The sequence below is a fragment of the Streptomyces sp. 8N706 genome (assembly GCF_052245415.1).
In the GTDB taxonomy this organism is placed as follows: domain Bacteria; phylum Actinomycetota; class Actinomycetes; order Streptomycetales; family Streptomycetaceae; genus Streptomyces.
The window spans coordinates 1-25,974 of record NZ_JBQQBW010000028.1; the positions used below are offsets into that span (position 1 = coordinate 1).

A 25,974-nucleotide genomic window follows, 5' to 3' on the forward strand; every position below is an offset into this window, starting at 1 on the left:
TCATGGTGGCGGCCGTGGGACGCACCACGCCCGAGGCCGGCACCCGGGTGGTCCTCAACCCCTCGCCGCCCGCGCCGGTGCCCGGCGATGTGCTGGCCGCCTGCGACCCGCTGGTGGTCAACGCGCACGAGGCACGCGTCCTGCTTCGGGACCACCCGGCAGGCGCGGCGGCGCGCGCCGAGGACTGGGCCGAGGCACTGCTGGCCCGCGGCCCCCGCTCGGTGGTCGTGACCCTCGGCCCGGAAGGCGCGCTTCTCGCCCGGGCGAGCGGTACGGTCCGGGTGCCCGCCCTTCCCGTCGAGGCCGTGGACACCACGGGGGCGGGCGACGCCTTCACGGGGGCGCTCGCCTGGCGGCTGGGCGTGGGCGACGACCTGGAGACGGCGGTGCGGTACGCCGTACAGGTCGGTGCCGCGGCCGTCACCCGGCCGGGTGCTCAGCAGTCGTTCCCCACCGGGTCCGAGGTGACAGAGCTCTGCCGGAACCTGCCCCGGAACGACGACCTCCCGGCGAACGCCGACGCAGGGCCACGGGCGGGCGGGAACACCGCGGGCCCGCGGCCGCCGGGCGGGAACACCGGGCAGGGGAACCATGGGCCCGCCGAAGGCGGGCCGGGCTGATCTGCCGGATCCGAACGGGAGCATGGCCCAGGTAGGGCCCCGGCGACTGCGTCGGAGGCCCCTATCTCGAAGACCCCTGCCTCGCAAAGGGCGCACGCATCGAAAAAGGACACACATCGAGGGGGCCCGGTCGATGAACCTGGCCCCCTCGCGGGTCCCCCACCAAGGCCTCCCGGATTCCCCCCGGATCCCCCCGCAGGAGGCTTGATGCCCCCTACGACCGGCCGCGGGCCGGAAGGGTTGCACGTTTTCTTCTGGTTATCGTTCCGTTACCCGACGTGCCGACAACTGACGCCAGTCGTAGCGTTTAAGGCATGAGCGACGAATCACTGCAAAAGGATGTGCTGACCGAACTGGGCGACGACCGGATCCAGGAGCTCGCCGGGGAGCTCGGCACCGACGCCGACGTGGCCCGTACGGTCGTCGGAACCACCGTCTCCGCTCTTCCCGGCACCGTGGGTGACGGCACGCTGGCCGGGGTTCTCGGCAGGGTCACCACCCCCACCGCGCAGACCGTGTCCCGGCAGACCGGTCTTCCGCTCGCCTCCGTCACCCGGGCGCTCGAACTGCTGCTCCCCGTGGTCCTGTCGGTGATAGCCAAGCGTCGCCGCAGCTGTCCCCGCTGACGTACGGGCCGGCGCTCCGCAGGAGGCCTGGCTCTCCAGGACGTGGGCCCGGTACCGTCCGGCGATCCCGGCCAAGCACCTCGGCACCGTCGCGCGCCAGAGCCCCGGAGGGAAGATCTCGGCCTCGACCGGCCCCTCGTGCCCTGTCGCGTCGGTCCGCTCCCGGAACCACCGCGGATCCACGCAGCCGTCCCCGAGCGGCGGCGGCCCGGCCGCCCGCCTTCCGGCAGCGGCGTGACCCGGTCCGCCCGTCGGAACGCCGCGATCCGGCCGCCGTACCCCGCACGGGAGATCTGCGCGGCCGTGGTGTCGTCCCACCAGAGGTGCGCGGGAGGCGAGAGCCCGGCAGGGTTGACCCGTACGGTCGCACTGCCCGGTGTCCGCCGGGCCCCTTGCCCCGCCCCTCCGTCACGCGTCCACCTTGGAGCAGCCGTGAAACTCGCCTTCTCGACCCTCGGTGTGCCAGGAATGCCCATCGCTGATGTGGTGCGGCTGGCGGCCGGTTCCGGCTACCACGGGGTGGAGCTGCGTTCCCACCCCGAGGAGCCCGTGCACCCGGGCATCGGGCTCACCGAACGCGTCGATGTGGTCGAGCAGTTCAAGGACGCCTCCGTGGAGATCCTCTCCGTGGCGGGCTACACGAAGGCCGCCGAGCCCGGGGACGACGAGCCCGTGGGGGAAGAGCTGCGGGCCCTGCTCGCACTCGCCCGCGACCTGGGCGCCCCGTACGTACGGGTGTTTCCCGGCGGCGGCGACCGGCCTCCCGAGGAGGCGGACGCGATCGCCGCCCGCCGCCTCGCGGCCGCGGCCCCTCATGCCTCGGACCTGGGCGTACGGCTGCTCCTGGAGACCCATGACTCACATCCGCGGGGTGTGGACGTGGCCCGCGTCCTCGGGCTGGTCGGGCACCGCAGCGTGGGGGCGGTCTGGGATGTGCTGCCCCCCTGGCTGGGCGGTGAGGAGCCCGCCTCCACCTACGCCGTCCTCGCCCCGCACCTCGGCTACGTCCAGGTGAAGGACATCGCCTCCGCCGAGGACACCACCCCCCTGCCGATCGGCGACGGGGTGCTGCCGCTGGCCGAGTGCGTCGAGACGCTCAGCCGCGCGGGCTGGGACGGCTGGCTGTCGTGGGAGTACGAGAAGCGCTGGTCCCCGGAGGCGGCGGAGCTTCCGGCGCTGCTGGAACCGGCCCGCGACCACCTGTCGTGGCTGCTCGCCCAGTCCGCCTGACCCCGGCGCCGCCCGGAGAGACCGAGCCGTTCCCCTCCCTCCCCGTGCCACGCCCTCCTCGTACAGCCGGACGATCAACACATGCGGACACTCACGGCACGGCTGATGCCGCGTCAGCCGTTCCGGCCCATACGCCGGTTCTTCCCGTCAGCAGCGGTTTAACCGCTTGGTTTAACCGTATGATGAAGCCTCTCGGGGAGAGGATGGCCGATGACGGCGGACACCAAGGACCGGCTGGTCGAGGCGGCGACGGCCGTGCTCAGGGCGCAGGGGTACGGCGGCACCAGTGCCCGTGCGATCGCCAAGGAGGCCGGAGTCAACTCGGCGCTCGTCTTCTACCACTTCGGCGGCGTCGACCAGCTGCTGCTCGCCGCTCTCGACCGCTCCTCCGCCGCGCGGATGGCCCGTCACACCTCCACGGTCGCCGAGGTCCGGACCCTGGAAGAGCTGGCCGAGGCCGCCACCCGGGTCTACCGCGACGACGTCGACGGAGGGCATATCGCACTCTTCTCCGAACTCGTCGCGGCAGCTGTGGGCAAACCCGAGCTGCGCGAGCCCCTGGCGCAGCGGGCCCAGCCCTGGCTGGCCTTCATCGAGGCGACCCTGGAGAGGGTGATCGGCGGTACGGCACTCGCCCGGCTCACCCCGCCCCGCGATCTGGCCCATGCCGCGATGACCTTCTACCTCGGGGTGAACCTCTTCACGGTGCTGGACGCGGACCGGTCCCGTACGGACTCGGTCTTCGCGATGGCCCGCCGTCTGGCGCCGCGCGCCAAGCTGCTGACGAGGCGTCTGCCCGGTCCGCGCAAAGCGATACCGAAGCCACACTGAGCCCATCTGCACCATTTCCCGGAAATCCAGGGATATCGGGGAACCGGAGAGCGCACCCGCCCGTCCAAGCTCCGTACTGCCGATGAGTCATCGCAGGGCGGTGTCGGCCTCGCTGCTGGCCGCGTTCGCCGACATCCCTCTCCACCGCCTGCGACCGGCAGCATTGCCGCCACCGGTGCGCCCCTCCTGTAGCGCCGGTGGCGGCACCGCACGGCAACCCTGCGGCGCCCCTGCCGCACCCGCGTCGTCACCATCCTCGCCGTCCCGGGTCCCCGCCTTCCCGGACGGCGCCCGGGCCTTCCCGTACGGCACCTCGCAGGCCGCGCCCGCGCTCCACGCCGCCTTCCTCGTGACATTGTCGGCGCTCCCCGTTGACTGGCGATAACTTTCCGGATATCCGTGTCTTCTTAAAAGTTTCCTTCATTCGCCACGCACCTCCTCGCGGAAGGAGTGCACGTGCACCACGAAGAATCGCCCGGAACGAGCCCCTCCAGACGGGCCGTCCTGGCCGGAGCCACAGCCGTCACCGCGGCGGCGTCCCTGGCCGCGACCGGCTCCACCGCCTACGCCGACGGGACGCGGGCACGTGCCGACCGCGAGCGGCTCCGCAAGCTCATCAGCCGGATGAGCCTGGAGCAGAAGGTCGGCCAGCTGTTCGTCATGCGGGTCTACGGCCACTCCGCCACCGATCCCGACCCCGCCGACATCGCCGCGAACCAGAAGGAGATCGGCGTCTCCACCGCCGCCGAGCTGATCGCGAAATACCACGTCGGCGGCATCATCTACTTCACCTGGGCGCACAACACCCGCAACCCCCATCAGATCGCCGATCTCTCCAACGGCATCCAGAAGGCGGGGCTCGCCCTGCCCACGCCCGTTCCCCTGCTCATCTCCACCGACCAGGAGCACGGCATCATCGCCCGCGTCGGGACGCCCGCCACCCTGCTGCCCGGAGCGATGGCTCTCGGCGCCCACGCCTCGCGCACCGACGCGCGTACCGCCGCCCGTATCGCCGGTGCCGAACTGGCCGCCCTGGGCATCCGTCAGAACTACGCGCCGGTCGCCGACGTCAATGTCAATCCCGCCAATCCGGTGATCGGCGTACGGTCCTTCGGCGCCGACCCGGAGGCCGTCGCCCGGCTCGTCGCCGCCCAGGTGCAGGGGTACCAGAGCTCCGGGGTCGCGGCCACCGCCAAGCACTTCCCCGGCCACGGCGACACCACCACCGACAGCCACTTCGGCCTTCCGCTGATCACCCACAGCGCGAAGGAGTGGGAACGGCTGGACGCCCCGCCGTTCAAGGCCGCGATCGCCGCCGGCATCGACTCCGTCATGACCGCGCACCTCCTCTTCCCCGCGCTCGATCCGGCCGACGACCCGGCGACGCTCTCCCGGCCCATCCTCACCGGCATCCTGCGCGAAAAGCTCGGCTACGACGGCGTGGTCGTCACGGACTCGCTCGGTATGGCGGGCGTCCGGCAGAAGTACGGCGACGACCGGGTGCCGGTCCTGGCCCTGAAGGCAGGCGTCGACCAGCTGCTCAACCCGCCGGACCTCCCCGTCGCCTGGAACGCCGTACTCAAGGCCGTACGGGACGGTGAGATCAACGAGAAGCGGATCGAGGAGTCGCTGCTGCGCATCCTCGAACTCAAGGACCGGCGTGGCCTGTTCCGCGACCCGTACGTCACCCGCAAGGAGGTGGACCGGGTGGTCGGCGCCCGCACGCACCGGGCCACCGCCGACCGGATCGCCGAACGCACCACCACGCTCCTGGCCAACGACCGGGATCTCCTGCCGCTGTCCCGTCGCACCCACCGGAACCTGCTGGTCGCCGGCTTCGACCCGGCCGCCCCGTCGGGCACCGGCGGACCGCCCACCACCGTCCTCGCCGAGGCCCTGAGCGCACTGGGCTTCACGGTCACCGCGCTGTCCACCGGCAGCGGCAGCAAGCCGGACCCCACACAGGCGAAGATCGACGAGGCGGTCGCGGCGGCGGAGAGCCGGGACGCGGTGGTGGTGACGACGTACAACGTCCCACGGCCGAGCGGGAACGGTACCCCCTCGCAGCACACACTGGTCTCGGCGCTCGTACGGACCGGCGTGCCGGTGGTGCATCTGGCGATCCGCAATCCGTACGACATCGCGCGGCTCACCGGCGTCGGCGTCGGCGCCTCACTCGTGAGTTACTCCTGGACGGATGTCGAACTGCGTGCCGCCGCCCGGGTCATTGCGGGAACAGCGGAGCCCGCGGGCCGACTGCCCGTGCCCGTGCCCCGCGCGGACGACCCGGCACAGGAGCTGTATCCCCTCGGCCACGGACTGTCGTACTGACCCTACGGTGCGCCCCCGGCGCACACCCCGCACCCCGGCGCAAAGGCCCCCGCACACCTGGCGTGCGCCCGCTCCCGCGGGTCACGCTGGGTGTGTTTTTTCGGGGGGAGTCCGGCATGCGCGGTGCGCGGTTTCCGGTGGTGTGCGTCGCGTTGCTGGCCCTGGCAGCGTGCCGGTCCCAGCAGGGCGGTACGGGCGCGGAGAGTCTCGGGGAGGAGAGCCGCGCATCGTCCCCGCCGAGCTACGGCGCGACCTTTCTGGCGCAGGGTGAGTGCAGCTCCCGGAGCCGTACGGGCGTCCAGGAGGTGTCCTGCCGGAGCGAGAAGGCGGCGGCCCGTGTGCTCACCCGGCACGGGGACCGGCCGGCCGGCGGCCCTCGCTGCCCGGCCCGTACCGACTTCGTGCTGCACATCTCGGAGAACCGGCCGGACGTGGACGAGGACGGGGACGGCTCGGTGCCCCAGGGCTACGCCTGTATGCGCAATCTGGAGGCGCCGCACCCCGGTGACCCGGGCGGGGGCGGCGGTCCGCGCACGCTCGTCGGGGACTGTGTCGCCTACGCGGAGCACGAGAGCTCGCCGCGGACCCAGGTGGAGGAGACGGCGTGCGACGGATCGGGCCGGCACCAGCCGCAGTTCGAGGTGACGGACGCGGTCCGGACGCGGCGCGAGTGCCCGCGGTCGACCGCGCTCTACGTACAGCTGGGCGGCGGGACACCCGTCGGGTGCGCCCGCCGCTTGTAGGGCCGCCCGTCAGCCGGCGTCGGCGCCCCGTGCGCCGGGAGTCCCGCCGTCCGTGTACCACCGTGCCGACGCATCGGCGTGGGCCAGTCTGCGCATCGCCGTGAGCACCGCCTCACCCAGCACCGTGCCGATGACCACGCTCTCCACCAGGTCGTCGACCGCGGCGCGGCTCCCGACGTACCCGAGATCGACCTCGGCGATCTTCTCGACGGCGTCGGCGTAGTCGTCCAGCACCTCCACGAAGTCCCCGTGCCCGAGGCGCTGCAGAGCGTCCAGCGCGCCTGCGAGCGCTTTCGCGGCAGGGCTGGACGGTGACGAGGTCCAACCGCGCCGGGCGATGAGCTCCGCGACCACCGTCCGCGCACGGTCCGGCTCCCCGTCCCCTTCTCCGGAGAACTCGCTGCCGTAGCGCACGGTGACCCCGCTCGTCGCCGCACCGAGCACCTTGTGCACCGGCTTCGCGGGATCGTCGACTGCCGCGAGTACCTCGCGTACGCCCGCCACCGACAGGCCACCGACCTCGAGCAGCGCGCGGATCAGACGGAGCCGGCGCTCGTGCGACGCGTCGTAGGTCGCCTGGTTCGGGCTGGTCAACTGCCCGGCGGGCAACAGGCCTTCGCGTACGTAGTACTTGATCGTCGGGATTGTCACCCGGGTCCTGCGACTCAACTCACCGATGCGCACCGCGTGTTCTCCCATCCGGCCTTGCCAACGCCACGCCCCATCATAGATAGTGCGATTATCGGATAGTAGGCAGCGTCACTATCCATTCGCGATGGAGGTCTCAGCATGCCCGCACAGCTCTCACGTCTACGCCCAATCGCCCACTGGCACCGCCCCCTTGTCGCGTTCTCCGCGGCCATGGTCGTCCTGGCCGTCGTGTCCGCGGTGGGCCTGGTGGCGGACGAGCGGATGCTGGTCGGGGCGCCGATCTGGTTCAAGCCGCTCAAGTTCTCCGTGTCGTTCGCCGCTTACGGACTGACGCTGGCCTGGATGCTCTCGTTGACGACCCGGTCTCGCAGGACGGGGTGGTGGGCCGGTACGAGCGTCGTCACGGCAGGCACCGTCGAGATGGCGATCATCACGGTCCAGGTGATCCGCGGCAGGCGCAGCCATTTCAACGTGGAAACACCCTTCGACCAGACGCTCTTTGTCGTGATGGGCCTCACGATCGTCGCTCTGTGGACGGCCGACCTGGTCATCGCCCTGCTGCTGCTCCGCCAACAGCTGCCCGACCGGGCCACTGCCTGGGCCGTCCGACTCGGCTCGCTCATAGCCCTGGCGGGGCTTGCGCTCGGCGGGCTGATGGTCCGGCCCACGGCGGAGCAGCAGGCGGCCGACGGGCGGGGTGTCTCCACGGTGATCGGCGCGCACAGCGTGGGCGTACCGGACGGCGGTCCCGCCATGCCCGTCACCGGCTGGTCGACGACCGGCGGCGATCTGCGGATCCCGCACTTCGTGGGCATGCACGCACTGCAGGCACTGCCGCTCTTCCTGCTCGTCCTCACCCTGGCCGCTGCACGCTTCCCGCGGCTGCGGGAGGAGCCGGTCCGGCTGCGGCTCGTTCTGGTGGCTTCGGGGGTGTACACCGCGGTGGTCGCCCTGGTCACCTGGCAGGCGTTGCGCGGTCAGCCGCTGACGCATCCCGACGGCACGACCCTGGCTGCCGCTGCCCTGGTCCTTGGGGGCGGCGCGGCGGCGGCAGGTGCCGCGTTCCGTAAGCCTCCCACCCCCGCATCACACCCCGAGCACTCCGCTGTGAAGGAGCCCGTGGCATGACCGACCTTCTCTTCTCTCTCTCCTTCTGGCTGGCGAGCCCCGTCTGGGCACTGATGATCTTCGCCCCGAACTGGCGCGGGACCGCGCGGATTGCCGCTTCGCCGCTGACCCTCGTCCCGGTCGTCGTGGTCTATCTCGCCCTCGCGGTGCCGATCTTCCCCGAGCTGTGGGCTGCGGTCAGCCGCCCCGAACTGGACGGATTCCAGGAGCTGCTGGCACTCGACAGCGGGGCTGCCGCGATCTGGGCACAGGTCATCGCCTGGGACCTCTTCATCGGTCAGTGGATGTTCCGGGAAGGGCGCAGACTCTCCGTCCATCCGCTGCTCATGGGCCCGCTGCTGGTGCTGACGGTCCTGCTCTCACCGATCGGCGTCCTGCTCTTCCTCGGGCTGCGGGCAACCCGTCGCCCGGCGGACCGGGCGGGCCGGCCGGCCGTATACGAACCGGTGTGAGCAGCCGAACCGGCCACCGCGCAAGAGAGGCGCCCCCGGCACCGAAGGCCGGGGGCGCCGTGCCGGGGCAGCGGCCCCGGCTGGGTGAGGACGTGCTCGTCTACGGCCGCAGGTCCCGCTGACCGGACTGCCGGTCGAGCGTCCGGTCCGGCTTCGCCAGCGGCTTCGGGGTCGCCTCGCCCCGCTGGACGGTGGCGGGTGCGACGCCCGCCCACTGCAGGACCTCCGCGGTCGCCTTGGCCTTCTGATCGGCGGTCAGGCCCGCGATGTTCGCCGAGTGGTTGGCGCCGGGGGCGGTGAAGACATACGCGTCCTCCGATCCCTTGCCGGGCCGGAACCGCTCAGCGCCCCACGGGTCGTTCTCGCCGTAGACGAAGAGCATCCGCTCGCTGCGGTGACGCACCCAGCGATCGATGTCGCCCATCGCGCCGTTCTCCCACGTCATCGGGATGTCACGCGGCACATACGCCCGGGGGGTGAAGTATCCGGGGTAGCGCAGCAGGCCCTTGAGGTGCGGGTACTCCAGCGTCGGTGCGCCGAGCTGGGTACCGGCCTGGTAGTAGTACGGCGTGTACGCCTCGAGCCCCTGGTCGGTGTAGGCGGAGAAGCCGGAGATCGTGTCGACATAGGCGTAGAGGTCATCGGTCGAGGCGGTCGGCTCGGGGACATCTGCGCAGTCCTTCTCGGAGCTGTACTGCCAGAAAGCCCACACCAGGTCGAGGACGACGCTCTCATAGGCCTTGTCGGCGCTGCCGATGGTGTGGAAGGTGTTGTGGTTGTCCTCGGCCCACTTGCGGTAACGGTCGGTCATCTCGTCGCGGCGTACGAGGGCTTCACGCTGCACCGCGTCGAGAGCCGTGCGGCACTCCTCGGTGGAGACCTGGGTGAAGAAGCGGTCGTAGGCCGAGTCCTCGCGGTTGTTCACATCGTTCGGTGCGACGTAGGCGACCGTGCCGTCCATGTCCTGCGGGTAGAAGCGGCGGAAGTAGGTGGCGGTCATTCCACCCTTGCTGCCGCCGGTGGCGAGCCAGTTCTGCCCGTAGATCCGCTTCAGGGCCTTGAAGACCCGGTGCTGGTCGCTGGCGGCCTGCCAGATGTCGAGCTTGGACCAGTCGGCCGGGCTGGGCCTGGACGGTGTGAAGAAGCGGTACTCCAACGAGACCTGGTTGCCGTCGACGATCCGGGTCGGCTCGCTGCGGGCCGGTTTCGTCGAGAGGTTGTAGCCGGAGGTGAAGAAGACCGTCGGGCGATCGGTCGCCTTGTGCAGCACGGTGATCCGCTGCTTGAAGGTGCCCTTGGACGGGTGCCGGTGGTCGGCCGGCTGGGTGTACTCGAGGACGAAGTACCGGTAGCCGTCGACCGGCTTCTCCTCGACGAAGCTCATTCCGGGAATCGCGAGGATCCGGTCCTTGATGTCGGCGGTGTTCGGCGTGTCGGCTGTGGCCGCGCCGGCCGACGCACCGCTGATGCCGACGGCGCCTATGAGCACCGCGAGCGCCAGCAGCCATCTGAGCGCCTTGCGCATTCGCCCTCCCCTGGGTTCGCAAAGGTCGCCGCGAACTTACCGGCGCAACTCCCGCCGCCGCCAGACCTGATGGGCGAAGTCATGACCGTTCGCGACGGCGTACGCCTCGTTCGGCGGGGGCCTCCGTTTGCAGCGGCCCCGATGCGGAAGGACGGGGTCAGCAGGGACCGTTCAGCACAGGATCCAGCCGGAGCTGACCGTTCTGTCGCCCACAGCGCCGCGGACGAAGACACAACGGTTCCCCGGTGCCACCCCTACCGGCCCGGCGTGGTGGGTGTAGCGGCCGTTGTCCCAGCGGGGAAGGCTGCCACGCGCCTGGATGCTGACGCTGATCTGCCGTTTCCTGCCGGGGTTCTTGGCGACGGTGACGGCACACGCGAACCGATGGCTCTTGTAGATCCGGACCTGACCGGTGGAGAAGGACAGCGTCTTCACCTTCCGCCCGTCGCAGCGCGGCACGGCCGCCTCGGCGGCACCCGCACCGATCAGCCCGGTCGCGCCGAAGGTCATGACGGCCACCACCCCCAGGGCTGTCCGACGGCGTGCCACAGCACCGCGCACGTCTGCCTCCTATGGGGTCAAGCGCCCGCCGTTCGGACAAACGGGCGATTGAAAAGCTACACGCGCCCGGTGGTGTTGTTGGTTCCCGGGGGGCGCATGACGCGTTCGGGCTTCATGGCCCAAGTATCCCGGTATGAAACGGAGATCCAAGGGTTGGACCGTCACAAGGGAGCTCCCATGCCCCACACCCGTACGTTCGGCCGCGTCGTTCTCATCGCCGCTCTGCTCGCCTCGGTGGCAGCGGTCCCGGCCTCGGCTCATACGACCCCGGCGGCGGTGGTTTCCGCGCCGTCCCGCGGTGGCAGTCCGGAGTCCGCCGTCGACCGGGTCGCCCACTTCTACGGTGCCTATGTCGACATCGTCCACGACGCGGAGGGGGACTCCCTGGCGGATGCCCTGCGCGACCGCTATCTCACCTCCGGCCTCCGGAACAGGCTGGCCAACTGGGAGAGGGAGCATCCCCATGCGGACGGCGTGCTGCGTGCCCGGGGTGTGCCGACCACGTGGGAGGTGACGCCCGACAGCAGCGGGGCGGGCCACACCTGGACCACGGTCCGGCTGGCCTGGGGCCCGGAGCACGCCCGCCGGTACAGCTGTCTGGAGATCCAGTCGGATCTGTCCACTCGGCGGATCTCGGACATCCGTTGAACAATCCAACACCATTGGCATCCGGTTGACGCCGGCATCCGTTGACGTCCGGTATCCGGTGTGTCTGGCCAGTGACGTCCGGTTTCCGGTGGGTCGAACGGCCGGTTGGCGGCGAGGGACCGCTCCGCCGCTCCGTGCCGACGAGCGCCCACCGGAGCGGCCGTAGGGGCGGTCAGGCCGCGGCAGTCTCGGGCTCGCCCTCGAAGGTGCGCCACAGCTGTGCGTAGCGCCCGTCCGCGGCGAGCAGTTCGGCGTGCGTCCCGTCCTCGACGACCCGTCCGTGGTCCATGACCACCACCCGGTCCGCCCGTGCCGCGGTGGTCAGCCGGTGGGCGACGACCAGGGTGGTGCGCTTGCCCACGAGCCGGTCCGTGGCCCGGTTGACGAGGGACTCGGTCGCCAGGTCGAGGGCGGCCGTGGCCTCGTCGAGGAGCAGGATGTCGGGATCGACCAGTTCCGCGCGGGCCAGCGCGATCAACTGCCGCTGTCCGGCGGAGAGATTGCGGCCCCGCTCCGAGACCTCGTGGAGGTAGCCGCCGTCGAGCGAGGCAACCATCTCGTGTGCGCCGACGGCCCGGGCCGCCCCCTCCACTTCGGCGTCCGTGGCATCCGGGCGGCCGTACGCGATGGCGTCGCGCACCGTGCCCGGGAAGAGATACGACTCCTGGGGTACGACACCCAGTCGGTGCCGGTAGCCGGTGAGGTCCAGGGCGCGCAGATCGGTGCCGTCGACGAGGACCGCACCGGAGGTGGGGTCGTAGAAGCGGGCGACGAGCTTGACGAGGGTCGACTTGCCCGCGCCCGTCTCGCCGACGAAGGCGACGGTCTGGCCGGCGGGGATGCGCAAGTCGACGCCGGACAACGCCTCTTCGCCCGCTTCGGCATCCGCGGCCCCGTACCGGAAGTGCACGTCCTGGAAGGCGATCTCGCCGCGCAGCGACCGCACCTCGAGGGGCTCGTCCGCGACCACGGTCGTGGTCGGCTCGCGCAGCAGCTCCTGGATGCGGCCCAGTGACACCGTCGCCTGCTGGTAGCCGTCGAAGACCTGGGACAGCTGCTGTACGGGCGCGAAGAACAGGTCGATGTAGAGGAGGTAGGCCACGAGCGCACCCGTCGTCAGGGTCCCCGCGTTCACCCGGCCGGCGCCCACGACCAGCACCAGGGCAGCGGCCACGGAGGAGAGCAGCTGGACGAAGGGGAAGTAGACCGAGATCAGGAACTGGCCGCGCACCCGCGCCTGCCGGTAGCTGTTGCTCAGCTCGGTGAAGCGTTCGATTCCGCTGCGCTCACGGCGGAACGCCTGCACGATCCGCAGCCCGGCGACGCTCTCCTGGAGGTCGGCATTGACCACGCTGACGCGCTCGCGCGCGAGTTCGTACGCCTTGACGCTCTTCCTGCGGAAGACGACCGTCCCCATCACCAGCACCGGCAGGGTTGCGAAGACGACGAGGGCCAGGCCGGCGTCGAGAGCGAGCAGCGCGACGAGGATGCCGAAGAAGGTCAGGAGGGAGACGAGGGCAGTGACGAGACCGGTCTGGAGGAAGGTGCTCAGGGCGTCGACGTCGGTCGTCATCCGGGTCATGATGCGGCCGGTCAACTCGCGCTCGTAGTAGTCGAGCCCGAGCCGCTGGAGCTGGGCGAAGATCTTCACCCGCAGCGCGTAGAGGATGCGCTCGCCCGTGCGGCCGGTCACCCGGGTCTCGGCGATCTGCGCGGCCCACTGGGAGAGGACGACGACCAGCGCGAAACCGGAGGCGGCCCAGACGGCGCCCAGCGCGAGTTGTTGCACACCGTCATCGATGCCGTTACGGACGAGGATGGGCAGCAGCAGGCCCGCGACAGCGTCGACGGCCACGAAAAGCAGGGCGATCAGCAGAGGGCGGCGGAAGCCGCGCAGCAGCTGCCGCAGCCCGTAGTCCGTCTCCGGGCGGGCTGCCTGTGCCTCGTCCACATCCGGGGTGTCGGTCGCGGGCGGCAGCGCGGCGACCTTCTCGAGCAGCTCGGGCGTGGCGGGCATCCCGGCGAGCGCCCCCGCCAGCCCCGGCGGCCCGGCAGTGACACCGGCGGTGCCGGGGGCGGGCGGGGCGGCGTCCGCGGCGCGCAGGGCGGTGGATCCCGTACGGGACTGTTCCCCGGAGCGGGTCCGCCCCCACAGCTCCGGCGTCACTCCGTCCGCATAGCGGCGCTTCGCGTTGACGGGTTCACTGTCGAGCTCGGCCTCGACCTCGATGTCCACATCGAGCCGGAGCCCCGCGTCGGACTCCTGGCGCTCCTCCTCGATGAGCCGGTCGCTCCGGCTCCGGTCACGGCGGTGCAGGGCCTCCTCGAGCTCCGGCTCCAGCAGTCCCGCGGCCTCGCCGCCGAAGCCCCCGGCGAGGGGCGACGGCGTACGGCGCCCGTCAAGGCCCCCGTCATCCTCACCGGCCGCACCGGCGAGGCGGCCGACCGGATCACGCTCGACGTCACCCAGCTCATCGGGGTCGGTGAGCAGCCTCCGGAACAGCGGGGAGCGCACCTCCAGCTCCTGGTGGGTGCCCACGTCCGCCAGACGGCCCGCCTCGAGGACCGCGATCCGGTCCGCGAGGGCGAGCGTGGAGCGCCGGTGGGCGATCAGCAGGGTCGTACGCCCCGCCATCACACCCCGCAGTGCCTCGTGGATCTCGTGCTCCACCTGCGCGTCGACCGCCGAGGTCGCATCGTCCAGGACGAGCAGCCGCGGGTCGGTGAGGAGGGCGCGGGCGAGGGCGATGCGCTGGCGCTGGCCGCCGGAGAGGGTGAGCCCCTGTTCGCCGACCGTGGTGTCGTAGCCGTCGGGCAGCGCGGAGATGAAGCCGTCGGCCTGCGCGGCGCGTGCGGCGGAACGGATCTGTTCGTCCGTGGCGTCCGGCTGCCCGTACGCGATGTTGGCCCGCACGGTGTCCGAGAAGAGGAAGCTGTCCTCCGGTACGAGACCGATCGCGGCCCGCAGCGAGCCGAGTGTCAGATCGCGTACGTCGTGCCCACCGACCCGTACCGCGCCGTCCGACACGTCGTAGAAGCGCGGCAGCAGCAGCGAGACGGTGGACTTTCCGCTGCCCGAGGCGCCGACGACGGCGACGGTCTCCCCGGGGGCGACCCGCAGCGAGAAGTCGGAGAGCACCGGCCGCTCCGGGTCGTAGCCGAAGGTGGCCCGGTCGAACTCGACGGTCGCCTCGGCGTCGGCGGGCAGCTCGTGGGCGTCGGCGCGCTCGGTGATCGAGGGCTCGGTGTCGATGAGTTCGAGGACCCGCTCCACCCCCGCCCGCGCCTGCTGGCCGACCGTGAGGACCATGGCGAGCATCCGCACGGGGCCGACGAGCTGGGCCAGGTAGGTCGAGAAGGCGACAAAGGTGCCCAGCGTGATCTGGCCGCGGGTGGCCATCCAGCCGCCGAGGGCGAGCATCGCGACCTGGCCGAGGGCGGGCACCGCCTGCAGAGCGGGCGTGTAGCGGGAGTTCAGGCGTACGGTCCGCAGCCTGCCGGCGAACAGCCTGCGGCCCGCCTCGCGCAGCTTCCCCGTCTCCTGCTCCTCCTGGCCGAATCCCTTCACGACGCGGACCCCGGTGACGGCGCCGTCCACGACGCCGGCCACCACCCCGGCCTGGCCCTGGGCGTACCAGGTCGCGGGGAAGAGCCGCCGGCGGCTGCGCTTGGCGATGAACCACAGGGCGGGGGCCACGGCCAGCGCCACCAGGGTGAGCAGCGGTGACAGCCAGGCCATGACGCCCAGGGAGATCAGGAACAGCAGCACGTTGCCGATCATCATCGGCAGCATGAAGAGAAGGCCCTGGATGAGCTGGAGGTCGCTGGTGGCGCGGCCGACGACCTGGCCGGTGCTCAGATCGTCCTGCCGTCTGCCGTCCAGCCGGGACAGCGACCGGAACATCCCGGTCCGCAGGTCGTGCTGCACATCGAGGGCGAGACGCCCACCGTAGAAACGGCGGACGTAGGTCAGGACGTAGACGCCGATCGCGGCCACGACCAGCAGCACGGCCCAGGGGGCCATGTCCCGGGTGTGCCGGACGACCACATCGTCGATGATCAGCCGGGTGACCAGCGGAACGAGGGCCATGACGGCCATCCCCGCGAGCGAGGAGCCGAGGGCGAGCAGGGCATTGCGGCGGTAGCGCCAGGCGTATCCGGCCAGCCGTCGTGCCCAGCCGCTCCGCTGCCCGCTGTCGTCCTTCGAAGCCACCGGCCGCCCTCCGTCGTCCCATGCCACCGTGGCGCCACGGACTCCGCGGCGCCACGGTCGACAACACCGGCGGTCCCCGGTTTTGTTTCGGCAGTACGTACGCAATATGTCGCGCACGGCTCCGGCCCGGGACCTACGCCCGGGGGCTCAGGACTGCGGCCGCGGACTCACGCCTGCGAGCGGGGACGGGACTCAGGCCTGCGACCGGCCGTCCGCGATCTGCCGGGACATGATCGTCGTCAGCTCGTACGCGGTGTGGGAGGCGGCGACGGAGGTGATCTCCGCGTGGTCGTACGCCGGGGCGACCTCGACCAGATCGGCCGAGACCAGGTGGCAGGAGGCGAGCCCGCGCAGGATCTCCAGCAGCTCGCGGGAGGTGAGACCGCCCGCCTCCGGGGTGCCGGTGCCGGGCGCGTGGGCAGGGTCCAGGACGTCGATGTCGATGGAGATGTAGAGCGGCCGGTCACCGATCCGCTCCCGCAGCTGCTGGGCGACCTCGTCGACGCCGCGCCGCATGACGTCGGAGGAGGTGACGATGCCGAAGCCCATCTTCTCGTCCTCGTCGAGGTCCTTCTTGCCGTACAGCGGGCCGCGGGTGCCGACGTGGGAGAGGGCGGAGGTGTCGAGAATGCCCTCCTCAACGGCGCGCCGGAACGGGGTGCCGTGGGTGTACTCCGCACCGAAATAGGTGTCCCAGGTGTCCAGGTGCGCGTCGAAGTGGAGCAGTGCGACCGGGCCGTGCTTCTTCGCGAGCGAGCGCAGCAGCGGCAGGGCGATGGTGTGGTCGCCGCCGAGGGTCATCATCCGGGCGCCGGTGCCGAGCAGGTCGTCGGCCGCGGCCTCGATCGTCTCGACCGCCTCGTTGATGTTGAACGGGTTCGCGGCGATGTCACCGGCGTCGGCGACCTGCGCGAGCGCGAAGGGGGAGGCGTCCTGGGCCGGGTTGTAGGGGCGCAGCAGGCGCGAGGCCTCGCGGATGGCGTTGCCGCCGAAGCGGGCGCCGGGCCGGTAGGAGACGCCGGTGTCGAAGGGCACTCCGACCACGGCCACATCGGCGGTGCCGACCTCGTCGAGCCGGGGCAGCCGGGCGAAGGTGGCCGGTCCCGCGTAGCGCGGGACACGGGAGGAGTCGATGGGACCACGGGGCGCTGTGCTCATACGACGGTTGCCTCTCGGCGGTGCGGGTTCAGAAGGTACGGAACCGAGGGTAGGGAGAGCCGGGGATATCGAACATGTACGTTCCCGACGGCCGGGCCCCGCTATTTGGACACCGCGTCCATCGCGCACCGGTTCACGACACAATGGGCCCCATGCCGATACCCAGCCGTGCCGAACTGATCGACCACCTCGTCCGTACGCGCATCGCGGGCGATGTCGCCACGCCGCGGGAGAACAACCTCTCCCACTTCCGCAAGCTCGCGAACGGTGACCGCCGCTACTGGTTCGGGCTGGAGCTGGACGACCGGTGGACCGACGAGCAGGACGTGCTGGCCGTGATGGCGGAGCGCTGTGGCGTGGTCGACGATCCGCGGCACCGCACCGGCCAGGACACGATCGACCCGGCGCTGACCGTGGACGCCCTGGACCGGATGGCGACGGTGCTGCGCAAGGCGGTGGAGGACAGGCAGCGGGTGCTGTTCGCGACCGGGCATCCGGGCGGGCTGCTGGATGTGCACCGCCGCATCGCGGCCGCCGTGCGCGCCGCGGGCTGCGAGATCATGGTGATTCCGCCGGGGCTGCGGGCCGACGAGGGGTACGTGTTCCAGTTCTGCGATGTCGCCATGCTGGAGCGGGGTGCGACCCTGTGGCACACCCACTCCCCCGAACCGATGGCCGCGATCCTGGACGGCCTCGCGCGGGACGGCCGGGCGCTGCCGGATCTGGTGGTGGCCGACCACGGCTGGGCGGGCTGCGCGGGGCAGCGGGGCATCGACGCGATGGGGTTCGCGGACTGCAACGACCCGGCACTGTTCATCGCCGAGGCGGAAGGCACGCTGGCCGTCACGGTCCCGCTGGACGACCATGTGGTGGACCCGCGCTACTACGACCCGCTGACGGCGTATGTGATCGACGCGGCGGGCCTCACGGCTCAGCCCTGAGGGCCCGGCTCTCGGCCTCGAGGGCCGTGTTCCCGGCTCTGAAGGTCATGCTCCCCGGCCCTGAGGGCCGTACTCCCAGCCCTGAGGTCCCGGGTGAGGGAAGGGGGCCCGGCCCCGGGCCCCTCAGTGCTGAGAGGGCCGCCTCCTCGAGGAGCGGCGCCCCGAGAGCGGGCGGGGCCCCCGTAGAGAACCGCGCCCTGCAAGCGCCGGGGCGTGAGGGGAGCCGCGCACGGAGGAGGCCACCTCCTATGAGGGGCGGCCTCCTGTTCTGCCGGCGTCTGCGCCGGAAGGTGTCCGCGGAGTCGCCACGCCCTCCGCGGACCCCTCCGCTCACGCTCCGACCGTTCCTCCGCGGGCGGTCTCACCGCGCGGCACCCGGATCAGGCCCTCCTGGATGACGGAGATCGCCAGCTGCCCGTCGGCGGTGTAGATCCGGGCCTGGCCCAGTCCGCGCCCGCCCGAGGACGAGGGGCTGTGCTGGTCGTAGAGCAGCCACTCGTCGGCCCGGAAGGGGCGGTGGAACCACATGGCGTGGTCCAGGCTCGCGCCGACCACGTCACCGACGGCCCAGCCACCGCGGCCGTGGGCGAGCAGCACCGAGTCGAGCAACGTCATGTCCGAGACATACGTGGCGAGGCAGACATGGAGCAGCGGGTCGTCCGCGAGTTTGCCGTTCGTCCGGAACCAGACCTGTGACCTCGGGTCGCGCGGCCCCTGCGCCGCCGTGGCGTACGGGGGCTCCTCGACGTACCGGAGATCCACCGCCGCCCGTGCCTCCAGCAGCCGGTCCACCACGCCGGGATCGCTGAAGAGATGGGCGTGGCGGGGCAGCATCTCGGCGGCCGTCGGCAGCGTCTCCGGGTCGGGCGCGAGCGGCATCGGCGCCTGGTGCTCCAGCCCCTCCTCCGGTGTCTGGAAGGACGCGGAGAGGTGGAAGATCGGCTGCCCATGCTGGACCGCCACCACCCGGCGGGTGGTGAACGACCGACCGTCGCGGATTCTGTCGACGGAGTACACGATCGGCGCACCGGGGTCGCCGATCCGCAGGAAGTACGCGTGCAGGGAGTGCGCGGTGCGGTCCCCGGGGACGGTACGGCCCGCGGCGACCAGGGCCTGCGCCGCGACTTGCCCGCCGAACACGCGGGGCACGACGGCAGGACGGCTGTTGCCGCGGAAGATGTTCTCCTCGATCCGCTCGAGGTCGAGCAGATCGAGGAGCGATTGGAGTGATTCGTTCATCGGTCAACAGTCTGCCAGGTCCGTGTTACGTGACCGTGCCAGGTTGTTTTACAGCCCCATCGACTTGGCGATGATGGACCTCATGACCTCGCTGGTGCCGCCGTAGATGCGGTTGACGCGGTTGTCCGCGTACAGCCGGGCAATCGGGTACTCGTTCATGTAGCCGTAGCCGCCGTGCAGCTGGAGGCACCGGTCGATGACGCGGTGGGCGACCTCGGTGCAGAACAGCTTCGCGGAGGCGGCCTCGGCAGCGGTCAGCTCGCCCGCGTCCAGTGCCTCCAGGGCGCGGTCGGCGACGGCTTCGGCAGCATCCACCTCGGACTGGCAGGCGGCCAGCTCGAACTTGGTGTTCTGGAAGGACGCGACCGACTTGCCGAAGACCGTGCGCTCCTGCACGTACTCCTGGGCGAACCGGACGGCGGCCTTGGCCTGCGCGTACGAACCGAACGCGATGCCCCAGCGCTCGGACGGCAGGTTCTGTCCGAGGTAGTAGAAGCCCTTGTTCTCCTCGCCGAGCAGGTCCTCGACCGGGACCTTGACGTCGACGAAGGCCAGCTCGGCGGTGTCGGAGGTGCGCAGGCCGAGCTTGTCCAGCTTGCGGCCGATGGAGTAGCCCTCCGACTTGGTGTCCACCGCGAACAGGGAGATGCCGAAGCGGCGGTCGTCCTCGCGCGGGGCCGACGTGCGGGCGCACACGATCACGCGGTCGGCGTGGACGCCGCCGGTGATGAAGGTCTTGGCGCCGTTGAGGACGTAGTGGGTGCCGTCCTCGGAGAGCTTGGCGGTGGTCTTCATCCCGGCGAGGTCGGAGCCGGTGCCCGGCTCGGTCATCGCCAGCGCCCACATCTCCTCGCCGGTGGCGAACTTCGGCAGGAAGCGCTTCTTCTGCTCATCGGTGGCGAGCATCTTGATGTACGGCAGGCCGAGCAGCACGTGCGCGCCGGAACCGCCGAAGTTGACGCCGGCGCGCGAGGTCTCCTCGTAGAGCACGGCCTCGAACTTGTGCGTGTCCAGGCCCGCACCGCCGAACTCCTCGGGGACGTTGATCCCGAATATGCCCAGCTCGCCGAGCTTGTAGTAGAAGTCGCGCGGCGCCTGGCCCGCGGCGAACCACTCATCGTACACCGGCACGACCTCGGCCTCGATGAAGGCGCGGACGGTCTCCCGGAATGCCTCGTGGTCCTCGTTGAACACCGTGCGCCGCATCCGTGCGCCTCCTTCTTGCCGGCCGGCCGTCTATGAGCCGAGTCTTTTCTGTCTAAGCGCTTGCTCAGCAAAAGTTACCCGGCAGTCAGTGGAACTGTCCAGGGATCAGCCCAGAGGCGTCCGTCTCAGTGCCCGCCGGGCACCGAGAGAGTGTCCAGGGCCCCCAGCGCCAACCGGTGCAGCAGGGCGGCGGTGGCCGCGCGGCCGGGGAGGGTGGCGGGGCGACTGATGTGCGGCGTGGAGTTGAGCAGGCCGAAGACGGCATGGACCGCCGCTCGGACCTCGGACTCCGCGGCCCGGGGATGGATCTCGCGGACGGTCTCGACCCACAGCTCCACGTACTGCCGCTGGAGCTGGCGCACCAGCTTGCGGTCGCTGTCGCGCAGCCGGTCCAGCTCGCGGTCGTGCAGCGTGATCAGCGGCCGGTCGTCGAGAGCGAAGTCGATATGCCCCTCGATGAGCGCGTCGAGTACGGCCTCGGGGGGCCCGGCCGTCTCCATGACCCTCCGCTTGCCACCCGCGAGCAGGCGGCCGCTGATGCCGACCAGCAGCTCGGCGAGCATCGCGTCCTTGCCGGGGAAGTGGCGGTACAGCCCGGGGCCGCTGATACCGACGGCGGCACCTATCTCGTCGACGCCCACCCCGTGGAAGCCGCGCTCGGCGAAGAGCCGGGCGGCCTCCTTGAGGATCTGGTCTCGCCGGGTCGGGGCCGCGGTCCTGGCGGCAGCGTTGGGGCTCATGGGAATTCATTCTAGACAGCGCGGTTAGCGCTCGTTAACCTGGAGGCAATGCGTTAACGCTCATTAACCGAGCAAGGGAGCTCGAGGAGATGCAGCAGGCACCCGCGTTGACCACCGCCGCGGACCCGGCGTCCGACGCCTGGCGGACCAACGAAGCGGCACACCGGGAGCTCTCGGCACAGCTGCGCGAGACGCTGGCCGGCACCCGGCTGGGCGGCGGCGAGAAGGCCCGCGCACGGCACACCGCCCGCGGCAAGCTGCTGCCCCGGGACCGGGTGGACACCCTGCTCGACCCGGGCTCGCCGTTCCTGGAGCTGGCGCCGCTGGCGGCCGAGGGAATGTACGGCGGGCAGGCCCCGGCGGCGGGCGTGATCGCCGGTATCGGCCGGGTCGCGGGCCGCGAGGTGGTGATCGTCGCCAATGACGCCACGGTCAAGGGCGGCACGTACTACCCGATGACCGTGAAGAAGCATCTGCGGGCCCAGGAGGTGGCGCTGGAGAACCGGCTGCCGTGCGTGTATCTGGTGGACTCCGGCGGCGCCTTCCTCCCCCTGCAGGACGAGGTCTTCCCCGACCGCGAGCACTTCGGCCGGATCTTCTACAACCAGGCGCGGATGTCCGGAGCGGGGATTCCGCAGATCGCCGCGGTCCTCGGATCGTGCACGGCGGGCGGGGCGTACGTCCCGGCGATGAGCGACGAGGCGGTCATCGTGCGCGGGCAGGGCACGATCTTCCTGGGAGGGCCGCCGCTGGTGAAGGCGGCGACGGGCGAGGTCGTGACCGCCGAGGAGCTGGGCGGCGGCGAGGTGCACTCGCGGATCTCCGGTGTGACCGACCACCTCGCGGAGGACGACGCGCACGCGCTGCGGATCGTCCGGACGATCGTGGCGTCGCTGCCCGCGCGGGGGCCGCTGCCGTGGTCGGTGGAGCCGGTCGAGGAGCCGAAGGCGGATCCCGCGGGGCTGTACGGAGCGGTGCCGGTGGACTCCCGCACGCCGTACGACGTGCGGGAGGTGATCGCGCGCCTCGTGGACGGCTCGCGGTTCGCCGAGTTCAAGGCCGAGTTCGGCACGACGCTGGTGACGGGGTTCGCCCGTATCCACGGCCACCCGGTCGGGATCGTGGCCAACAACGGCATTCTGTTCTCCGAATCCGCCCAGAAGGGCGCCCATTTCATCGAGCTGTGCGACCAGCGCGGCATCCCTCTGCTGTTCCTGCAGAACATCTCGGGCTTCATGGTGGGGCGGAGCTACGAGGCGGGCGGCATCGCGAAGCACGGCGCCAAGATGGTGACGGCGGTGGCCTGCACCCGCGTACCGAAGCTGACGGTCGTCATCGGCGGGTCGTACGGCGCGGGCAACTACTCGATGTGCGGGCGCGCCTATTCACCGCGATTCCTGTGGATGTGGCCCAACGCCAAGATCTCGGTGATGGGCGGCGAGCAGGCAGCCTCCGTGCTGGCGACCGTCAAGCGGGACCAGATGGAGGCGGCGGGCGAGGAGTGGAGTATCGAGGACGAGGAGGCCTTCCGGGCGCCGATCCGCGAGCGGTACGAGTCCCAGGGGAACGCCTACTACGCCACGGCGCGGCTGTGGGACGACGGGGTCGTCGACCCGCTGGAGACCCGCACGGTGCTGGGGCTGGCGCTGACCGCGTGCGCCAACGCGCCGCTGCCCGCGAAAGACCCTGCCGCACCCGGCTACGGCGTCTTCCGGATGTGAGGGGGGCCATGACGATGTTCGAGACGGTGATGGTGGCCAACCGCGGCGAGATCGCGGTCCGTGTCATCCGCACGCTCCGGGCGATGGGAATCCGCTCGGTCGCCGTGTTCAGCGACGCCGACGCCGACGCCCGTCATGTCGCCGAGGCGGACACGGCGGTCCGTATCGGCCCGGCCTCCGCGGCGGAGAGCTATCTCTCGCCCGCCCGGCTGCTGGAGGCCGCGGCCCGTACGGGCGCCGAGGCCGTCCACCCGGGTTACGGCTTCCTGGCGGAGAACGCCGCCTTCGCGCGGGCGTGCGCCGACGCCGGGCTCGTCTTCATCGGGCCGCCGGCCTCCGCGATCGAGCTGATGGGCGACAAGATCCGGGCCAAGGAAACAGTGCGGGCGGCGGGCGTGCCGGTCGTACCTGGCTCCTCGGGCGGCGGGCTCACCGACGCGGAACTCGCCCTGGCGGCCCGGGAGATCGGGATGCCGGTCCTGCTCAAGCCCTCCGCGGGCGGCGGCGGCAAGGGGATGCGGCTGGTGCGCGCCGAAGCGCTGCTCGCCGACGAGATCGCGGCCGCGCGGCGTGAGGCGCGCGGTTCCTTCGGCGATGACACGCTGCTGGTCGAGCGGTGGATCGACAGCCCGCGCCATATCGAGATCCAGGTACTGGCCGACGGGCACGGGCAGGTGGTGCACCTCGGCGAGCGGGAGTGCTCACTGCAACGCCGCCATCAGAAGATCATCGAGGAGGCGCCGAGCCCGCTGCTGGACACCGCCACCCGCGAGGCCATGGGCGCGGCGGCGGTCCAGGCCGCCCGCTCGTGCGGATACACGGGCGCGGGCACGGTCGAGTTCATCGTCCCGGGCGGCGGCGCTTCCCCGGCCACCGCAGGGGGCGCTCCCACCGCCTTCTACTTCATGGAGATGAACACCCGTCTCCAGGTCGAGCACCCGGTCACGGAGCTCATCACGGGCCTGGACCTGGTCGAATGGCAGGTCCGTACCGCCGCCGGTGAGCCCCTGCCGTTCGCCCAGCGGGACATCGGCCTCACCGGGCACGCGGTGGAGGCCCGCATCTGTGCGGAGGCCGCCCGGGCCGCGGGAGACCGGGTGGACTTCCTCCCGTCCGCGGGCACCGTACGGGCGCTGGGCGAGCCGACGGGCGAGGGCGTGCGGGTGGACTCCGGTCTCCGCGCGGGTACCGAGGTCGGCACCTCGTACGATCCGATGCTCGCCAAGGTCATCGCGTACGGCCCCGACCGGGGCACGGCACTGCGGCGTCTGCGTACGGCGCTCGCCGGCACGGCGGTCCTCGGGGTGGACACGAACACGGGTTTCCTGCGGCGGCTGCTGGCGCACCCGGACGTGGTCTCCGGCGACCTGGACACGGGACTCGTCGACCGCGATGCGGTCTCCTTGGTGCCGCTGGGCGTTCCGGACGAGGTGTACGCCGCGGCAGCGCTCCTGCGCCATGCGGCGCTGGAGCCCGGCGGTCTCCGCCCGGGGGCGGCCGGTCTGTGCAGTGCCGCGGCCGATTCCCCGGGAGCGGGGGCCCTTCCCGGCGGAGCCGGGGCAGGCGCCGGGGGTTCCGGCGGGGGGAGTTCCGGCCCGGTCCACACCGCTTCTGTTCAGCACACGGCGTCCGGGCAGCCGTCTGTGCACGCTTCCGTTCAGCACATGGCGTCGGTTCGGCACCCGTCTGCGGACGCGGCGGGGAGCGGGAGCGGTGGGGAGACGGCCTGGACCGACCCGTTCTCCGTCCCCAGCGGATGGCGGCTGGGCGGCGAGCCCGCGTGGACGGTGCATCATCTGCGCGTACCCGGACACGATCCTGTGGCCGTCCGCGTACGCGGCAGCTCCGCGGGCGCCCACGTGCGCGTGGGCGACGGCGCGCCCGTGGCCGCTCGGCTGGTCGCGGCTGGGGACGGTGCCCTTTCCGGAGGCCAGGGTGGAGCGTCGCCGGCGGTGGCCCCCGCGGGTGGCGGTCCCGCCCCGGCGCGAGGCGGGGCGGGCCGCCCCGTGCGGGTGCTGCTGGAGTGGGACGGCATCACCCACATGTTCGTCACACCGCCGGGCCCCGGGGGACACTGGCTGGGGCGGGACGGCGACAGCTGGCACGTCCAGGACCACGACCCGGTCGCCGCAGCCCTCCAAGGTGCCGCCGGTGCACACGGTGTGGACGCACTGACCGCGCCCATGCCGGGCACCGTCACGGTCGTGAAGGCGGCCGTCGGTGACGAGGTCGTCGCCGGTCAGAGCCTGCTGGTCGTGGAGGCGATGAAGATGGAACACATCATCTCCGCTCCGCACTCCGGCGTTGTCACGGAACTCGATGTGAGCCCTGGCAGCACGGTCGCCATGGATCAGGTGCTGGCCGTGGTCGACCCGTCCGAGGCCCCGTCCGAGCCCCGGCAGGGCGCGCCGTACGACGCCCCGCGCGCCACCCCGCACGAGGAAGGGGCCGAGTGATGATCGAGGGACTGCCCATGCGGGTGCCCGCAGCCGGTCTCCCGGCCCGGGTCCGTATCCACGAGGTCGGTCCCCGGGACGGGCTGCAGAACGAACCGATGGTCGTCCCGGTCCAGGTGAAGGCCGACTTCATCCAGCGACTGGCGGATGCGGGGCTCGGCACCATCGAGGCCACGAGCTTTGTGCACCCCCGGCGGGTGCCCCAGCTCGCCGACGCCGAGGAGCTGATGCCGATGCTCGACGGCGTCGCCGCCCGGCTGCCGGTCCTGGTCCCCAACGAGCGCGGTCTCGCACGGGCCATGGCACTCGGCGTACGCGAGATCGCGGTCTTCGGCAGTGCGACCGAGTCGTTCGCCAAGGCCAACCTCAACCGCTCCGTGGACGAGTCCATCGCGATGTTCACCCCGGTGGTCGCCGGGGCGCGGGATGCAGGTCTGCGGGTGCGCGGCTACCTGTCCATGTGCTTCGGCGACCCATGGGAGGGGGCGGTGCCGATCGCCCAGGTCGTCCGGGTCAGCCGCAGCCTCATCGACCTCGGGTGCGACGAGTTGAGCCTCGGCGACACCATCGGCGTGGCCACCCCGGGCCATGTCCAGGAACTCCTCTCCGCCCTCAACGAGAACGGAATCCACACCGACCGCGTCGCTGTGCACTTCCACGACACCTACGGCCAGGCGCTCGCCAACACCCTCGCCGCGCTGCGGCACGGCGTTCGCACCATCGACGCCTCCGCCGGAGGTCTCGGCGGCTGCCCGTACGCGAAGAGCGCGACCGGAAACCTCGCCACCGAAGACCTCGTATGGATGCTGCACGGACTCGGCATCGAGACCGGGGTCGATCTCGGCCGTCTCACCGCCACCAGCGTGTGGATGGCCGCTCATCTGGGCCGACCCAGCCCGTCCCGCACCGTCCGTGCCCTGTCGGGCACCGCCTCCCACCAGGAGATGTGACGCC

The 25,974-nt window shown here is 71.4% G+C and carries 21 protein-coding genes; 13 read left to right on the plus strand and 8 right to left on the minus strand.

Features of this window, described 5'->3' with window-relative positions; all coding sequences use genetic code 11:
* The 6 genes from ACTWQE_RS13190 to ACTWQE_RS13215 form a co-directional block, all read left to right on the plus strand.
* On the plus strand, window positions 1-620 hold a 620-nt coding region (locus ACTWQE_RS13190; protein ID WP_443329094.1), incomplete at its 5' end, for a PfkB family carbohydrate kinase.
* A 314-nt stretch (window positions 621-934) separates the two neighbouring features.
* Complete coding sequence (locus ACTWQE_RS13195) at window positions 935-1,246, plus strand: DUF937 domain-containing protein (protein WP_443329095.1); 312 nt, start codon at window positions 935-937, stop codon at window positions 1,244-1,246.
* Window positions 1,247-1,678: 432 nt separating this feature from the next.
* Window positions 1,679-2,476, plus strand: coding sequence for a sugar phosphate isomerase/epimerase family protein (locus tag ACTWQE_RS13200; RefSeq protein WP_443329096.1), 798 nt, complete (start codon window positions 1,679-1,681; stop codon window positions 2,474-2,476).
* A gap of 210 nt (window positions 2,477-2,686) precedes the next feature.
* Window positions 2,687-3,307 carry a TetR/AcrR family transcriptional regulator gene (locus ACTWQE_RS13205; protein ID WP_443329097.1) on the plus strand — a complete coding sequence of 207 codons (621 nt, stop codon included), beginning with the start codon at window positions 2,687-2,689 and terminating at the stop codon, window positions 3,305-3,307.
* A gap of 456 nt (window positions 3,308-3,763) precedes the next feature.
* Window positions 3,764-5,638 carry a glycoside hydrolase family 3 protein gene (locus ACTWQE_RS13210; RefSeq protein WP_443329098.1) on the plus strand — a complete coding sequence of 625 codons (1,875 nt, stop codon included), beginning with the start codon at window positions 3,764-3,766 and terminating at the stop codon, window positions 5,636-5,638.
* A 116-nt stretch (window positions 5,639-5,754) separates the two neighbouring features.
* Entirely contained in the window at window positions 5,755-6,381 is a 627-nt protein-coding gene (locus ACTWQE_RS13215; protein ID WP_443329099.1) for a hypothetical protein, read from the plus strand.
* A 9-nt stretch (window positions 6,382-6,390) separates the two neighbouring features.
* Here the strand turns inward: ACTWQE_RS13215 and ACTWQE_RS13220 are convergent, their stop codons facing one another.
* A complete protein-coding gene (locus ACTWQE_RS13220; protein ID WP_443329146.1) occupies window positions 6,391-7,065 on the minus strand; it encodes a MerR family transcriptional regulator in 675 nt (224 codons plus the stop codon).
* 177 nt (window positions 7,066-7,242) lie between these two features.
* On the opposite strand from ACTWQE_RS13220, the gene ACTWQE_RS13225 reads away from it, so the two are divergent.
* Both ACTWQE_RS13225 and ACTWQE_RS13230 read left to right on the plus strand, forming a co-directional pair.
* Complete coding sequence (locus ACTWQE_RS13225) at window positions 7,243-8,160, plus strand: hypothetical protein (protein WP_443329147.1); 918 nt, start codon at window positions 7,243-7,245, stop codon at window positions 8,158-8,160.
* Window positions 8,157-8,612 carry an ABA4-like family protein gene (locus ACTWQE_RS13230; RefSeq protein ID WP_443329100.1) on the plus strand — a complete coding sequence of 152 codons (456 nt, stop codon included), beginning with the start codon at window positions 8,157-8,159 and terminating at the stop codon, window positions 8,610-8,612. The genes ACTWQE_RS13225 and ACTWQE_RS13230 overlap by 4 nt, the downstream gene beginning before the upstream one ends.
* A gap of 100 nt (window positions 8,613-8,712) precedes the next feature.
* On the opposite strand, the gene ACTWQE_RS13235 is transcribed toward ACTWQE_RS13230, so the two are convergent.
* Both ACTWQE_RS13235 and ACTWQE_RS13240 read right to left on the minus strand, forming a co-directional pair.
* The gene (locus tag ACTWQE_RS13235; protein ID WP_443329101.1) at window positions 8,713-10,137 is read right to left on the minus strand and encodes a S28 family serine protease; all 1,425 of its coding nucleotides are present in this window, start codon (window positions 10,135-10,137) and stop codon (window positions 8,713-8,715) included.
* Window positions 10,138-10,308: 171 nt separating this feature from the next.
* Window positions 10,309-10,647, minus strand: a complete 339-nt coding sequence (locus tag ACTWQE_RS13240) for a hypothetical protein (protein WP_443329148.1) — start codon at window positions 10,645-10,647, stop codon at window positions 10,309-10,311.
* A gap of 228 nt (window positions 10,648-10,875) precedes the next feature.
* On the opposite strand from ACTWQE_RS13240, the gene ACTWQE_RS13245 reads away from it, so the two are divergent.
* Entirely contained in the window at window positions 10,876-11,346 is a 471-nt protein-coding gene (locus tag ACTWQE_RS13245; protein WP_443329102.1) for a hypothetical protein, read from the plus strand.
* A gap of 172 nt (window positions 11,347-11,518) precedes the next feature.
* On the opposite strand, the gene ACTWQE_RS13250 is transcribed toward ACTWQE_RS13245, so the two are convergent.
* Together ACTWQE_RS13250 and speB are read right to left on the minus strand one after the other, a co-directional pair.
* The gene (locus ACTWQE_RS13250; protein ID WP_443329103.1) at window positions 11,519-15,559 is read right to left on the minus strand and encodes an ABC transporter ATP-binding protein; all 4,041 of its coding nucleotides are present in this window, start codon (window positions 15,557-15,559) and stop codon (window positions 11,519-11,521) included.
* Between the two features lie 192 nt (window positions 15,560-15,751).
* Window positions 15,752-16,717: an agmatinase gene (speB, locus tag ACTWQE_RS13255; RefSeq protein WP_443329104.1), complete on the minus strand. Its 966-nt coding sequence runs from the start codon at window positions 16,715-16,717 to the stop codon at window positions 15,752-15,754.
* 152 nt (window positions 16,718-16,869) lie between these two features.
* On the opposite strand from speB, the gene ACTWQE_RS13260 reads away from it, so the two are divergent.
* Window positions 16,870-17,658 carry a phosphatase gene (locus ACTWQE_RS13260; RefSeq protein WP_443329105.1) on the plus strand — a complete coding sequence of 263 codons (789 nt, stop codon included), beginning with the start codon at window positions 16,870-16,872 and terminating at the stop codon, window positions 17,656-17,658.
* A 330-nt stretch (window positions 17,659-17,988) separates the two neighbouring features.
* On the opposite strand, the gene tesB is transcribed toward ACTWQE_RS13260, so the two are convergent.
* The 3 genes from tesB to ACTWQE_RS13275 form a co-directional block, all read right to left on the minus strand.
* Window positions 17,989-18,897, minus strand: a complete 909-nt coding sequence (gene tesB / locus ACTWQE_RS13265) for an acyl-CoA thioesterase II (RefSeq protein ID WP_443329106.1) — start codon at window positions 18,895-18,897, stop codon at window positions 17,989-17,991.
* 48 nt (window positions 18,898-18,945) lie between these two features.
* Window positions 18,946-20,103 (minus strand): acyl-CoA dehydrogenase family protein, encoded by a 1,158-nt coding sequence (locus ACTWQE_RS13270; protein ID WP_443329107.1) that lies wholly within the window; start codon window positions 20,101-20,103, stop codon window positions 18,946-18,948.
* A gap of 125 nt (window positions 20,104-20,228) precedes the next feature.
* Window positions 20,229-20,843 (minus strand): SACE_7040 family transcriptional regulator, encoded by a 615-nt coding sequence (locus tag ACTWQE_RS13275; protein WP_443329108.1) that lies wholly within the window; start codon window positions 20,841-20,843, stop codon window positions 20,229-20,231.
* A gap of 89 nt (window positions 20,844-20,932) precedes the next feature.
* On the opposite strand from ACTWQE_RS13275, the gene ACTWQE_RS13280 reads away from it, so the two are divergent.
* From ACTWQE_RS13280 to ACTWQE_RS13290, 3 genes are read left to right on the plus strand one after another with little or no spacing between them, the layout of a single operon-like run.
* Window positions 20,933-22,564 (plus strand): carboxyl transferase domain-containing protein, encoded by a 1,632-nt coding sequence (locus ACTWQE_RS13280; RefSeq protein WP_443329109.1) that lies wholly within the window; start codon window positions 20,933-20,935, stop codon window positions 22,562-22,564.
* A gap of 14 nt (window positions 22,565-22,578) precedes the next feature.
* The gene (locus ACTWQE_RS13285; RefSeq protein ID WP_443329149.1) at window positions 22,579-25,020 is read left to right on the plus strand and encodes an acetyl/propionyl/methylcrotonyl-CoA carboxylase subunit alpha; all 2,442 of its coding nucleotides are present in this window, start codon (window positions 22,579-22,581) and stop codon (window positions 25,018-25,020) included.
* On the plus strand, window positions 25,020-25,970 hold the full coding sequence (locus ACTWQE_RS13290; protein ID WP_443329110.1) for a hydroxymethylglutaryl-CoA lyase: 951 nt from the start codon (window positions 25,020-25,022) through the stop codon (window positions 25,968-25,970). The genes ACTWQE_RS13285 and ACTWQE_RS13290 overlap by 1 nt, the downstream gene beginning before the upstream one ends.
* Window positions 25,971-25,974 lie beyond the last annotated feature (4 nt).

What these genes read in the sequence shown, in the direction of transcription:
- ACTWQE_RS13195 (WP_443329095.1), top strand. Translation starts at nt 935, where the DNA reads ATGAGCGACGAATCACTGCAAAAGGATGTGCTGACCGAACTGGGCGAC.
- ACTWQE_RS13205 (WP_443329097.1), top strand. Translation starts at nt 2,687, where the DNA reads ATGACGGCGGACACCAAGGACCGGCTGGTCGAGGCGGCGACGGCCGTG.
- ACTWQE_RS13215 (WP_443329099.1), top strand. Translation starts at nt 5,755, where the DNA reads ATGCGCGGTGCGCGGTTTCCGGTGGTGTGCGTCGCGTTGCTGGCCCTG.
- ACTWQE_RS13225 (WP_443329147.1), top strand. Translation starts at nt 7,243, where the DNA reads ATGGTCGTCCTGGCCGTCGTGTCCGCGGTGGGCCTGGTGGCGGACGAG.
- ACTWQE_RS13230 (WP_443329100.1), top strand. Translation starts at nt 8,157, where the DNA reads ATGACCGACCTTCTCTTCTCTCTCTCCTTCTGGCTGGCGAGCCCCGTC.
- ACTWQE_RS13235 (WP_443329101.1), bottom strand. Translation starts at nt 10,137, where the DNA reads ATGCGCAAGGCGCTCAGATGGCTGCTGGCGCTCGCGGTGCTCATAGGC.
- ACTWQE_RS13240 (WP_443329148.1), bottom strand. Translation starts at nt 10,647, where the DNA reads ATGACCTTCGGCGCGACCGGGCTGATCGGTGCGGGTGCCGCCGAGGCG.
- ACTWQE_RS13245 (WP_443329102.1), top strand. Translation starts at nt 10,876, where the DNA reads ATGCCCCACACCCGTACGTTCGGCCGCGTCGTTCTCATCGCCGCTCTG.
- speB (WP_443329104.1), bottom strand. Translation starts at nt 16,717, where the DNA reads ATGAGCACAGCGCCCCGTGGTCCCATCGACTCCTCCCGTGTCCCGCGC.
- ACTWQE_RS13260 (WP_443329105.1), top strand. Translation starts at nt 16,870, where the DNA reads ATGCCGATACCCAGCCGTGCCGAACTGATCGACCACCTCGTCCGTACG.
- tesB (WP_443329106.1), bottom strand. Translation starts at nt 18,897, where the DNA reads ATGAACGAATCACTCCAATCGCTCCTCGATCTGCTCGACCTCGAGCGG.
- ACTWQE_RS13270 (WP_443329107.1), bottom strand. Translation starts at nt 20,103, where the DNA reads ATGCGGCGCACGGTGTTCAACGAGGACCACGAGGCATTCCGGGAGACC.
- ACTWQE_RS13275 (WP_443329108.1), bottom strand. Translation starts at nt 20,843, where the DNA reads ATGAGCCCCAACGCTGCCGCCAGGACCGCGGCCCCGACCCGGCGAGAC.
- ACTWQE_RS13280 (WP_443329109.1), top strand. Translation starts at nt 20,933, where the DNA reads ATGCAGCAGGCACCCGCGTTGACCACCGCCGCGGACCCGGCGTCCGAC.
- ACTWQE_RS13285 (WP_443329149.1), top strand. Translation starts at nt 22,579, where the DNA reads ATGTTCGAGACGGTGATGGTGGCCAACCGCGGCGAGATCGCGGTCCGT.
- ACTWQE_RS13290 (WP_443329110.1), top strand. Translation starts at nt 25,020, where the DNA reads ATGATCGAGGGACTGCCCATGCGGGTGCCCGCAGCCGGTCTCCCGGCC.